This window comes from Nocardia sp. NPDC001965 (genome assembly GCF_053594175.1).
The window spans coordinates 176,849-187,641 of record NZ_JBSFDZ010000012.1; the positions used below are offsets into that span (position 1 = coordinate 176,849).

Sequence of the window (10,793 nt, forward strand, 5' to 3'; positions counted from 1 at the left end):
AGAGAACTCGACCGAGCTTTCAGCCGAGGATTTCCTAGGCGCACCACCGGCGTAGCTCTGCCGCGTTGTAGCTCACCAATCGAGCTACAACGCGGCATCGTCTGCTGTCCGCTCGAGAAACTTGACATTTGCCGGAATATGGCCCAGTTCTCGGATCTTTTCCAGGCGTGTCACCGCTCCGTCGACCGCACCGCGGCTCAGACCCGCGTCTTCGAGCGCTGCTCGGAGCCGATCGATCTCCACCGCTCGCACCGCGTCGAGAACCCCGGTTTCGAGCGGCTCGCCCTTGTGGACGTGGAGGAAGTCGGAGTCCAGCTCTACGTTCAGCGCGTCGGGATTCTCGGGAAACGACCTGCCGTGGTCGATAGCGACGATATCGAGATACTCGCCACGATCCACAGTGCGCCAGTTTCCGGGGTGGCGATCCATCGCTCCGATGATGTAGTCGAGTACGGCAACCTGGTGTTGCTGAGCCAGCGGGTAGGCCTCGACCGGTCGATTGCGGGTGGATTCGATGAATTCCTGGATCATACCGGGACCGGACCGCTCCCCGTCGGGACCCACGATATCGTCCCCGCCGGTACGGACGGTTGTGGGGACTCGGCCGAAGCCCAGGAGCTCACTGACCCGAAACGCAGCGATCTCCCGAGCATTCATCGAACCACGCCGATACTCGAAGTCGAGCCAGTACACATATCTTTCGCCGCTGTCAGGCTTGTAGATCACTGGCCCACCGGTGTCCGTCGCCATCTTCCGCACTTCGGAGGAACTTCTGGAAATGACCTCACGCATGTGAGGATCAGCGATCTCCGCCTCGGCGGTCATGCGTCGAGCCTCGAGAGCTCGCTCTGCCTCGCTGCGGTCATAGCGCCGCTGCGGACGCTGAACCACCGACGGAGGAAGGGCAAGCGGAGAGGCGCTATCCGTCTGTGGGGTATCGGTTGCGTCGTAGCTATTCGCACCCCTCCTCATCGTGCCACCCGTGCCTCGATACCTGCCGGCTATGGACGTGGCTTCCGAATTCGCGATTCCCTCCACCTGACGTGCCAGTCCTCGCAGTAGCGCGGCGGAAGACTGTGACTCGTGGCTTCGGCCGGTCACTCCGCGCGATTCTCTCGGGTTTTTTCGACCTGCCCCGTGTTCATACCTTGCCGACCCGGTATCGATGCATTCGAATGCGGCACTTCGAGCTGCCCCGTATCGGCTGACTCCGCATATTCGCTCTCATCTACGACGCGGTAGTAGCCGAGGCCGGTCGGCTGAAGCAAGGCGAGCATGAACCGTGGGCCGTCAACCGGCCTGATCCGGCGACCCAGTTCACGGTCGGCGATGCCACGTTGATACCAGCGCTCAGCAACCGGGCATCCGTGGCTATCGAAGACCGCGAGCTCAGCCATACCAGTTGCGGCCAACCGGAACTCCGCGACCTTTTGCGGTTCATCGGTCCCAAGGTCATAGATTGCAATCACAGTGGGTATTGACCAGGTCACCGAACCCCAACCTTCAGAGAATGTCCACGTCCCCCGGACTCGATATATCACGAACATCGACTCTGATCGAGCAGGCAGCAGGCGCCTGGCCGGTCAATGGTGAAACTGGCAGTGGTTCGGTCACTTATGCGCTGCGGTGCGGCCTCCTTCGCAGGTGATATCGAAGGCATTGAGCGCGGCTTTCCGTCGGACTGTCCAGCGCTTCTGGCCGATGCCGGTCGGGGCGGGACCGATCATCTCGCCATGGGTCGGCCTCTTGGCCGAAAGCGACCATGCTCTCCACCGAGTCGAGGCGGCGTTGACGCGTGAGACGACCCGCGGTTCGAAACCGACGTCGCCGGTCACCGGGAGACTCTTCGCGTCGCAGGGTCAGTCGAAGGGACCGATACCGGTGAGCGGGTTGCCGTTCTGGAGCCACCAGTAGGTGAGCACGGCGGCCGCGACCGCCAGGACGAACACCCCGAACGAGCCCGCTCCCGGCCGGGTGGCCCAGCCGCGAGCCCGGTCGAACGACCAGCGTCCCGGCCCGGTGAAGATGACGGCGGTTGCGGCACCGGCGAGGATGCTCTCCAGCTCGACCGCGCCCGGACCTGCTTTGTACTGGAAACCCGGATGCATCCCCTGCTTCCAGAACCAGGCGTCCAGGATCACCGCCAGCACCGCACCGGCGGCCAGTGGCGTGGCCAGGCCCAGGATCAGCAGCGCACCACCGCCCACCTCACCGGCGGTCACCATGGCGGCCGCCAGGGAGGGGTTTTTCCAGCCGCTGCTCTCCATCATCGCCTTGGTGCCGTCCAGGCCGGGACCGTGGAACCAGCCGGTCAGCTTCTGCAGGCCGTGGTAGAGGAAGGTCGCGCCCACCACCAACCGGAGGACGAAGAGCCCGAAGTCGAGGGTGCCGCGACGGCCGTCGCCGTTGCGGCGGCGCAGGCCCCGGCTGGGGGGATTACCGGCCGGTGGGATGCTGGCGTAGTCATAGGTGCCCTCGTGACCGCCGATGCCCCCGGACCCGGCGGGCCCGGGGGTATCGGCCGGGGTGCCGCCGGTGCTCGCCGCTGCGTTCACCGGGATCTCCTTGGTCATGGCCACTCTGGGGAACTGGCCGGTCGGGGAGTCGTAGGGACTCCCGACCCCGCCCGCGGTCGTCGATACCGCACGCTGCTCTCCGGTAGACAGATTCCCGGGCCCCGCGGCCTCGGAGGACGCGGACCCGTTTCTCGCCTTGGCACTCACTCCTCAACAGTAAGCCGCCGATCTCCCTGGCACCTGCTGAATCAACGGCGTGTCCGCGCCACACCCGTCCCATGTGTCACACCGCGGACGGATCCGGAGCGGATCGGCGCTTCCACTCGCGGCGGGCCTCGAGGGCACGGCCGGCGCTGTTTCCACTACGTTGGACGATTATGAGGTCGGTTGGCGCGCGGCGCGTGACGGTGGGGCTGGTACTCGGGGCGTTGGTGCTGAGCGGATGCGCCCGATTCGACGATTCCGCATCCAGTCCGTTCACCGAGGAGCCGACCCTGGACGGCGCGGAACTCGAACCGAAGAAACCCCAGCAGTCCGAGAGTTCCACCACCCGGCCCAGCGGTCCGTGCATCGACCCCGACGCCGCCGTGGTGGTCAGCTGCCTCGACACCACCGGCGGGCTGGTCGAGATGGGCGGGTACGCGCTGGTGGCCGAACGCCGCACCGGCCGGATCCTGCAGGTCGCACCCGATCAACCGCCGGTAGAGGTGGCCAAGGTCGATGTCGATCCCGCGGGTGACGGCGGGTTGAGCGATATCGCGATCTCCCCCACCTATCCCGAGGACGGGCTGATCTACGCCTATGTCACGACCGCCGCCGACAACCGGGTGGTGCGGGTCGCCGAGGGTGGCCCGGCGAAACCGGTCCTGACGGGAATCCCCAAGGGCACCACCGGTAATCGTGGCGCGATCGACTGGTCGAAACCGGATCAGATGCTGGTACTCACCGGCGACGCCGGCGATCCCGCCGCCGCGGCGGATCCCGGCAGCACCGCCGGGAAGCTGCTGCGGGTGAACAATCCGTCCTCGGGCGGCAACGCCCCCACCGAGGTCGCGGTATCCGGAATCGGCTCGGCCGGCGATATCTGCCTCGGCGGCGATCAGATCTGGATCACCGACCGCACCCCCGCCCTGGACCGTCTCCAGCGCATCGGCCCCGACGGTGTGGTCACCACGGCATGGACCTGGCCCGATCGGCCCGGTGTGGCCGGTTGCGCGGTGACACCCGAAGGGGTGGCGATCGCACTGACCGACGCGAAGGCACTCGCGATGGCCGCACCGGATCCGCAGACGTACGCGATCACCGCACCGCCGAGCGTTTTCATCGCGAACAAATACGGCCGGTTGCTCGGTGCGGCTCCCGCAATGGACGGGACGATCTGGGTGTCGACGGCGAACAAATCCGATGGCGGCCAGCCCACTCCGAACGACGACCGGGTGGTGCGCATCCCGCCGCCGTCCGCCGGTGGCGGCGGCCCGGACTAGTCCGGGACCGCACCGGCGGCCGGTCGGGCGGCTGTCTCAGGAACTCCGCGCGGTGACCGGTTGCCGGAGGATCGTGCGGAGTTTCTCGGGGGCCACTCTGCGGGCGTCGCCGAGATAGATCTCGTGATGTCTACCGGCCATCCGGAACCCGTTGTCCGGAACGAATTCGTGGTGCATCCGGGCCAGTACCTCGGCCTCGTCGTCGTAGGAACCGATGTGCAGGGTCTGCACACAGCGCCCCTCGGACAGAGTTTCCAGGCGGACGTCGCGCAGGCGGCGGGGACCGTTCCCGGCCGCGACCTTTTCGACCACGGCCGCGTACAGATCCGGCTCGATCCAGTCCGGGGTCATGATCATCAGGGTCCAGTCCCAGCGGGATTTGTCGCGTGACGCGGTGAAGGCGTCCATATCGTCGGCCCACCACAGACCCTCCAGCGGCATGACTGCGTAGTCGCGACCGAGCTCGCGTTTGCTGGCGAACTTCAGTTTGTAGGCCAGCGGGTAGAGCGCCTCGGTCGCCAGCGCGAAATCCGGGTCGGTGTTGGGATCACCGTGACCGTCGATCATGAGGTATCGCAGATCGGGGACGTCCACCACCTCGAAGCGCCCCGGGCGGGCCCGGTAGGACACGATCTCTTTCTTGAAGTCGACCTTGTCAGCCGTCGTTTCGTTCGTCATGACGTACCTGGACTCGCTGCGCGAGCCACGACCTCTCTGCCTCCAGGAGGCTCAGGGAATAGGAGAAGACCTCACGCGCCGGAAGCGGGAGGAGTGACTGTGCCGCGGCGGCGGCCCCGACCTCGGCCAGACGCGCTTCGACCTGCGCGAGGCGATCGCGCAGTGCGCGTGCGTATTCGGTTTCGGCGAGCAACGGCAGGTTCGCGACCCCCACGAGAAAGGGATTCGGGACCGTGCGCAACTCCGCCACCAGCTCGAGTGCGCTGCGCGCGGCGGCCGTGCGCCCGGCGGCCGTGGCGTGGAAGACACGCCGACTCTTCGGAGCCGCGGGTTTCTCGGGAACGTGGACGAGACCGCGTTTCTCCAGCTTGGTGAGCAGGTAGTAGATCGAGGAGAAGCCGATCTCGGTCCATTGCCGGATACCGCGCTGCTCGATGGCCTGTTCCAGGTCATAGCCGTGCCGCGGGCGTTCGACGAGCAGACCCAGGACGATCAGTTCGGAGGGCGTGAGTTCCACCGTGCTATTCTAGCGCTAGAATATATTCGATGAGCAAGTCTCGCGTTCGCGACCCGGGCAGTGGCGTTTGCCCGGACCGGGCCGGAGATGTGGATTTTCGTGGGACGTTATGCCCGATCGGTTTGTTGCAACCGATAGGTTGCGATACTTTATAGCAATCCATCGGTTGCAATATTCTGGAGGTTGCGGTGCCCGTGCCCGATCGCATCGAGCGTGATCTCGAACTTCACCATCCGCCCGAGAAGGTGTGGAATGCCTTGACCACGCCGGACGGTCTCGGAGGTTGGTTCGGTTCCCGAGCCGAAATCGACGCACTGCGCCCCGGCGGCACAGTGCGGGTGTGGTGGGACGAGGACGGGCCGCACACCCTGCGGATCGAGAGCGTCGAGCCGCCGCGCCGGTTCGCGTTCACCTGGGCGATCGAAGGACTACCGGCCGGTGATCCACGCCGTACACACGTGGAATTCTCGCTGACCCGGACGTCGACCGGCACCCGGCTCCGCGTTGTCGAGAGTGGCTTCGCGCAACTGCCCGACCACCTGGGCGGCGCGTATGAAGCCAATGCCGGCGGGTGGGCGACCGAGCTGACCGAGCTGACCGAGTACCTCGATGTCGCGGCCTGACGAACTCGATACCGAGCTGATCGCCCAGCGGGTGTTCACCGCACTGGCCGACCCGACGCGCCGTGCCCTGCTCGCCGCGCTCGCCGCGAACGGCCCGGCGACCGCGACCGACCTGGCCGACCGGCTACCCATCTCGCGGCAAGCGATCGCCAAACATCTCGGCCTGCTGGCCGAGGCCGAGCTCGTCGACGCCGAACCCGGCGAACGACGCCGGATCCGCTATCGCTTGCAGACCCAGCCGGTGATCGTGGCCCAGTCGTTTCTCGCCGCACTCGCACACACCTGGGATGGCCGTCTGAGCGCGCTACGCGACCATCTCGACCGAACGGAGGAGAGCTGAACCATGACCCCCACTTTCAGCGGCGGACACAATATCGCCATGAAACTCCCGAAGGCACAGTTCGACCGGACCGTCGCCTTCTATCGTGATGTGCTGGGTATGGACGTCACCGACCACAGCGGCGAAGCCGTCGCCGAAGGAGTGGTCCAGAGCGCCGCTGTCCGGTTCGGGCCGGTAACGCTGTGGCTCGACCGTGTCGACAACTACGCACACGCGGACCTCTGGCTGGAATTGTTCACCGACGACGTCGACCGTGCGACCGAGCACCTGGCCGCCCACGGGATCCCCGTGCAGGACGAGCTGGAACCGATCCCCTCGGGCATGAACGCCCACTGGATCAGCAACCCCGTGGGCGTCCCGCACATCATCCGCCGCCCGTAGCGCTACCCCGCGCAGGCGGCGAGTACCAGCTCACGCACCCGGGCCGCATCGGCCTGACCACGCGTGGCCTTCATGACATCGCCGACGATCTTGCCCGCGGCCTGCACCTTGCCGGACCGGATCTTGTCGGCGATGTCGGGGTTGGCGGCCAGCGCCTTGTCGACCTCGGACTGCAGGGCACTGTCGTCGCTGACCATGCCGAGACCTTTGCTCTCGACGATATGGGCCGGTTCGCCTCCACCGTCGAGCACCAGATCGACCACCTGCTTGGCGACCTTGTTGTTCACCGTCTTGGCCTCGACCAGACCGATCACCTCGGCCACCTGAGCGGGTGTGATCGGCAGATCTTCCAGTTCGACCCCGCGCTCGTTGGCCTTCTCGGTGAGGTAGGCGACCCACCAGGAACGTGCTTCCTTGGCGGGCGCGCCCGCGTCCACCGTGGCGATGATCAGATCCAGCGCACCGGCATTCACCAGATCGCGCATCACCTCGTCGGAGACACCCCAATCCGACTGGATACGTGCGCGGCGCAACCACGGATATTCGGGGACGGTACCGCGCAACTGCTCCACCCATGCCGTATCGGGCGCGACCGGCTCGAGGTCGGGTTCGGGGAAATACCGGTAGTCTTCGGCGGTCTCCTTACGACGGCCCGGCGAGGTGGAACCGTCGGCCTCGTGGAAGTGCCGGGTCTCCTGGACGATCTCACCGCCGCCGGCCAGGATCGCGGCCTGACGGCGCATCTCGAACCGCACTGCGACCTCGACGCTCTTGAGCGAGTTCACGTTCTTGGTCTCGGTCCGGGTGCCGAAGACATCGGCGCCGATCGGCATGAGCGAGACATTGGCATCGCAGCGCAGCGAACCGTGTTCCATCCGGACATCGGAAACGCTCAGGGATTTCAGCAGATCGCGCAGCGCGGTCACATACGCGCGGGCCACCTCGGGCGCCCGATCACCGGCGCCGGTGATGGGTTTGGTGACGATCTCGATGAGCGGCACCCCGGCCCGGTTGTAGTCCAGCAGTGAATGACTCGCGCCGTGGATACGGCCGGTCGCACCGCCGACGTGCACCGATTTCCCGGTGTCCTCTTCCATGTGGGCGCGTTCGATCTCGACCCGGAAGGTGGTGCCGTCGTCGAGCGGGACCTCGAGGTAACCCTCGGTCGCGATGGGCTCGTCGTATTGGCTGATCTGGTAGTTCTTCGGCTGATCCGGGTAGAAGTAGTTCTTGCGCGCGAACCGGCCCCACGGCGTGATGGAACAGTTGAGCGCCAGACCGATCCGGATCGCCGATTCGACGGCCTGCTGGTTGACCACCGGCAACGAACCGGGCATACCCAGGCACACCGGGCAGACCTGGGTGTTGGGATCGGCGCCGAAGGTGGTCGGGCAACCGCAGAACATCTTGGTCGCGGTGTTCAGCTCGACATGGACCTCCATGCCCAGCACCGGCTCGTACCGGGTGAGGACCTCGGCGTAATCCATGAGTTCGACGGTGGGTGCGCTCATGGCCCACAGTCTAAGCGTGCAGGTGCGGCCCTCCGGTGGGCGGTCAGTCCGCCGGAACCCGGTCGCCGAGCCAGCCGGTGATCGTATCGAGGGCCACCGGGTCGATCGTCGTCTCGATGGACTCGTATTCCGCGGGCAGACCGGTTCCCGCCGGTTGCATCAGATGATTGAGTCCGTCCAGCACCGTAACGGTCGCCGCGGGATCACCGCCGAGCAGACCGCGCATGGGTTGTTCGTTCTGCGCGGGCGGGACCTGCACGTCCTTCGACCCGAACAACGCGAGCACCGGTATCCGCAGTGCCGACAGCGCGGGGGCGGGATCGTAGGAGACCAGCGCGGCCATGTACGGGGTGTTCTGTCCGGTGAGTTCCTCGGATACAGTACGCAGATCCTTCGGCAGCGTCCGGTTGTAGGTCTCCGACAGCCGCGCCGCCTTGGTGAGCTGACCGGCCCGCATCGCCGCGGTCCAGTCCCGCAGGAAGGCGAGGTGCCGGTCCAGCTGTTCGGGCGTGGCTCCGGCCTCGGCGAAAGTGCGCCGGCCCTGCGCCAGGATGATCTCCGTACCGGAAACGGCGGGCGCGGCCAGCAGGATCGTGAACGCGATCCCGTTCTCCGGCCGGGCGGCGACGAGCGGCGCCAGATAGCCACCCTCGGAATGACCGAGCAGGCCGATTCGACCCGGGTCGATTTCGGGACGTTCCCGCAGGAAACGCAGCCCGGCTTCGATATCGCCGGCCAGATCGGCGTAGGTCGCCTGGTTCAGGTTGCCGCCGGTACCGCCGACACCGCGATCGTCGGTGCGCAGGACGGCGTAACCGGCCCGGGTGAGCGTATCGGCCAGCAGCAGAAAAGGCTGATGCCCGGCGATCTCCTCATTGCGGTCCTGTGGCCCGCTGCCGCCGACGAGTACGACCGCGGGCAGTGGTCCGGTGCCATCCGCGGGCCGGGTCAGCGTGCCCGCCACGGTGACCGCGCCGCTCGGATACGAAACCTCCTCGGAAAGGTAGGGATACGGCGGCACCGGTCGCTGCGGCCGGGCCGGCGGCCCGACCGGCCGGCGGTTGAGCCGGAGCCCGAAACTCTGTCCGGACTGGCGGAAATCTCCGACGATGGCGTCGGCCGATTCGTCGAGCCGACCGGCGAATCGCGCGTCCCCGGGTACATCCGGCACCCCGAACTCCACCCGTTCGGGATCGGTCACCACATTGTCGAGTTTCCGTCCGGCAACCTGTTTCGCCGGGATATCGATGACCCCGCTGTGCTGTCCGGTGAAATCCACCGCGACCACCACCGGCGCCCCGGGGACCTCGATGGCCCCGTGCCATTGCCCGCGTACCCGGTCGTCGACGGCACCACCCGCGCAGCCGACGACCACCGGGACGAGCATCGAAAGAACCGCAACCAGCAACACTCCCCTGCCATGGCGCATGGTCAGACTGTATCCCCGGGCGGTGGCCACGCCGGGGCGAAGCACCGTGGTAACGGCCGATTTCGCCGAACGCGGGCCGACGGCCCGGTCGCGGCGCTCAGCCGAAGAAGGCCCGGGCCTCGTCGTAGCGATCGGCCGGGACCCGTTTCAGCTGCTTGGTCGCCTCGTGTAGGGGCACCAGCCCGATCTCGGTACCGCGCAGGGCCACCATCTGGCCGAAATGCCCGGCGTGTACCGCTTCGGCGGCGTGCAGGCCGAACCGGGTGGCCAGCACTCGGTCGTACGGGGAGGGGCTCCCCCCGCGCTGCACGTGCCCGAGCACCGTGGTCCGGACCTCTTTGCCGATACGGCGTTCGATCTCCATACCCAGTTGTTGCGCGACACCGGTGAACCGTTCGTGCCCGAATTCGTCGACGCCGCCCTCGCGCAGACTGAAGCCGGAATCGGGGGCAGGATGCGACCCTTCGGCCACCACGCAGATGAAATGCTTGTCCCCGCGCTGGAAACGGCTCTTGATCAGGGCACAGACATCGGTGACGTCGAACGGCTGCTCGGGAACCAGGGTCAGGTGTGCGCCCGCGGCCATCCCGGCGTGCACCGCGATCCAGCCGGCGTGCCGGCCCATGACCTCGATGAGCATCACCCGCTGATGCGATTCCGCGGTGGTGTGCAGCCGGTCGATGGCCTCGGTCGCGATGGACAGGGCGGTGTCGTGCCCGAAGGTGACATCGGTGCAGTCGATATCGTTGTCGATCGTCTTCGGGACGCCGACCACCGGAACGCCTTCCTCGGACAGCCAGCTGGCGGCGGTCAATGTGCCCTCACCACCGATCGGGATGAGCGCTTCGATGCCGTTGTCGTCGAGAGTCCGGCGGATCCGGCCGAGGCCGGCGCGGAGTACATCGGGATTGGTGCGGGCGGTACCGAGCATGGTGCCGCCCTTGGCGAGCAACCGGTCGGTGCGATCATCGTTCTGGATCCGGACCTTGCGGTCTTCGAGTAACCCGCGCCAGCCGTCCTCGAAGCCCACGATCGCGTCCCCGTAGCGGCCGTTCGCGGTGCGAACGACAGCACGGATCACCGCGTTCAGTCCCGGGCAGTCCCCACCTCCGGTCAGGATTCCGATGCGCATGGCGCCCATCTTGCCCGTTGTGGGACACCTTCGCCGCTTCGGGCCCGTGAATGTCCGGTAACGCCCGTGAACCGGGCGCGGGGCCCGCTAGAGAGTGTCCTCAAAGCCAGATGAGCAGGGTGGCCAGGTCGAGCATCCCGCGGTAGGACGTGGCGGTCTTGTCGTAACGGGTGGCGATCGCT

13 protein-coding genes are annotated in these 10,793 nt (G+C 66.7%); 4 read left to right on the forward strand and 9 right to left on the reverse strand.

Annotation, left to right across the window (positions count from 1 at the left end):
• Window positions 1–84: 84 nt before the first annotated feature.
• The 4 genes from ACWCPQ_RS19275 to ACWCPQ_RS19290 all read right to left on the reverse strand — a co-directional run bounded on the left by ACWCPQ_RS19275 (window position 85) and on the right by ACWCPQ_RS19290 (window position 2,723).
• Complete coding sequence (locus ACWCPQ_RS19275) at window positions 85–972, reverse strand: hypothetical protein (protein ID WP_449900561.1); 888 nt, start codon at window positions 970–972, stop codon at window positions 85–87.
• Window positions 973–1,097: 125 nt separating this feature from the next.
• Entirely contained in the window at window positions 1,098–1,490 is a 393-nt protein-coding gene (locus ACWCPQ_RS19280; RefSeq protein ID WP_449900563.1) for a hypothetical protein, read from the reverse strand.
• A gap of 120 nt (window positions 1,491–1,610) precedes the next feature.
• Window positions 1,611–1,835 carry a hypothetical protein gene (locus ACWCPQ_RS19285; RefSeq protein ID WP_449900565.1) on the reverse strand — a complete coding sequence of 75 codons (225 nt, stop codon included), beginning with the start codon at window positions 1,833–1,835 and terminating at the stop codon, window positions 1,611–1,613.
• 24 nt (window positions 1,836–1,859) lie between these two features.
• Complete coding sequence (locus ACWCPQ_RS19290) at window positions 1,860–2,723, reverse strand: DoxX family protein (protein ID WP_449900566.1); 864 nt, start codon at window positions 2,721–2,723, stop codon at window positions 1,860–1,862.
• A 170-nt stretch (window positions 2,724–2,893) separates the two neighbouring features.
• Here ACWCPQ_RS19290 and ACWCPQ_RS19295 point away from each other — a divergent pair, with 170 nt between their 5' ends.
• Window positions 2,894–4,000, forward strand: coding sequence for a PQQ-dependent sugar dehydrogenase (locus ACWCPQ_RS19295; protein WP_449900569.1), 1,107 nt, complete (start codon window positions 2,894–2,896; stop codon window positions 3,998–4,000).
• Between the two features lie 36 nt (window positions 4,001–4,036).
• Here the strand turns inward: ACWCPQ_RS19295 and ACWCPQ_RS19300 are convergent, their stop codons facing one another.
• Complete coding sequence (locus ACWCPQ_RS19300) at window positions 4,037–4,678, reverse strand: GyrI-like domain-containing protein (protein WP_449900571.1); 642 nt, start codon at window positions 4,676–4,678, stop codon at window positions 4,037–4,039.
• A complete protein-coding gene (locus tag ACWCPQ_RS19305; RefSeq protein WP_449900573.1) occupies window positions 4,656–5,195 on the reverse strand; it encodes a PadR family transcriptional regulator in 540 nt (179 codons plus the stop codon). The genes ACWCPQ_RS19300 and ACWCPQ_RS19305 overlap by 23 nt, the downstream gene beginning before the upstream one ends.
• A 194-nt stretch (window positions 5,196–5,389) precedes the next feature.
• Between ACWCPQ_RS19305 and ACWCPQ_RS19310 the strand changes: the two genes are divergently transcribed.
• Genes ACWCPQ_RS19310 through ACWCPQ_RS19320 form a run of 3 tightly spaced genes read left to right on the forward strand, consistent with a single transcriptional unit; the run spans window position 5,390 to window position 6,539 of the window.
• Window positions 5,390–5,818 (forward strand): SRPBCC domain-containing protein, encoded by a 429-nt coding sequence (locus tag ACWCPQ_RS19310; protein WP_449900576.1) that lies wholly within the window; start codon window positions 5,390–5,392, stop codon window positions 5,816–5,818.
• The gene (locus ACWCPQ_RS19315) at window positions 5,805–6,158 is read left to right on the forward strand and encodes an ArsR/SmtB family transcription factor (RefSeq protein WP_449900577.1); all 354 of its coding nucleotides are present in this window, start codon (window positions 5,805–5,807) and stop codon (window positions 6,156–6,158) included. The genes ACWCPQ_RS19310 and ACWCPQ_RS19315 overlap by 14 nt, the downstream gene beginning before the upstream one ends.
• A gap of 3 nt (window positions 6,159–6,161) precedes the next feature.
• Window positions 6,162–6,539, forward strand: coding sequence for a VOC family protein (locus ACWCPQ_RS19320; protein ID WP_449900578.1), 378 nt, complete (start codon window positions 6,162–6,164; stop codon window positions 6,537–6,539).
• Between the two features lie 2 nt (window positions 6,540–6,541).
• Here ACWCPQ_RS19320 and gatB read toward each other — a convergent pair whose 3' ends face one another.
• The 3 genes from gatB to ACWCPQ_RS19335 all read right to left on the reverse strand — a co-directional run bounded on the left by gatB (window position 6,542) and on the right by ACWCPQ_RS19335 (window position 10,611).
• Window positions 6,542–8,050 (reverse strand): Asp-tRNA(Asn)/Glu-tRNA(Gln) amidotransferase subunit GatB, encoded by a 1,509-nt coding sequence (gatB, locus tag ACWCPQ_RS19325; RefSeq protein ID WP_449900579.1) that lies wholly within the window; start codon window positions 8,048–8,050, stop codon window positions 6,542–6,544.
• A 43-nt stretch (window positions 8,051–8,093) separates the two neighbouring features.
• Window positions 8,094–9,479 (reverse strand): alpha/beta hydrolase family protein, encoded by a 1,386-nt coding sequence (locus ACWCPQ_RS19330; protein WP_449900581.1) that lies wholly within the window; start codon window positions 9,477–9,479, stop codon window positions 8,094–8,096.
• 97 nt (window positions 9,480–9,576) lie between these two features.
• Window positions 9,577–10,611, reverse strand: coding sequence for an ATP-dependent 6-phosphofructokinase (locus ACWCPQ_RS19335; RefSeq protein ID WP_449900584.1), 1,035 nt, complete (start codon window positions 10,609–10,611; stop codon window positions 9,577–9,579).
• Window positions 10,612–10,793 lie beyond the last annotated feature (182 nt).

Coding starts and splice junctions, on each gene's coding strand:
- ACWCPQ_RS19275 (WP_449900561.1), bottom strand. CDS start 972: ATGAGGAGGGGTGCGAATAGCTACGACGCAACCGATACCCCACAGACG.
- ACWCPQ_RS19295 (WP_449900569.1), top strand. CDS start 2,894: ATGAGGTCGGTTGGCGCGCGGCGCGTGACGGTGGGGCTGGTACTCGGG.
- ACWCPQ_RS19300 (WP_449900571.1), bottom strand. CDS start 4,678: ATGACGAACGAAACGACGGCTGACAAGGTCGACTTCAAGAAAGAGATC.
- ACWCPQ_RS19315 (WP_449900577.1), top strand. CDS start 5,805: ATGTCGCGGCCTGACGAACTCGATACCGAGCTGATCGCCCAGCGGGTG.
- ACWCPQ_RS19320 (WP_449900578.1), top strand. CDS start 6,162: ATGACCCCCACTTTCAGCGGCGGACACAATATCGCCATGAAACTCCCG.
- gatB (WP_449900579.1), bottom strand. CDS start 8,050: ATGAGCGCACCCACCGTCGAACTCATGGATTACGCCGAGGTCCTCACC.
- ACWCPQ_RS19330 (WP_449900581.1), bottom strand. CDS start 9,479: ATGCGCCATGGCAGGGGAGTGTTGCTGGTTGCGGTTCTTTCGATGCTC.
- ACWCPQ_RS19335 (WP_449900584.1), bottom strand. CDS start 10,611: ATGCGCATCGGAATCCTGACCGGAGGTGGGGACTGCCCGGGACTGAAC.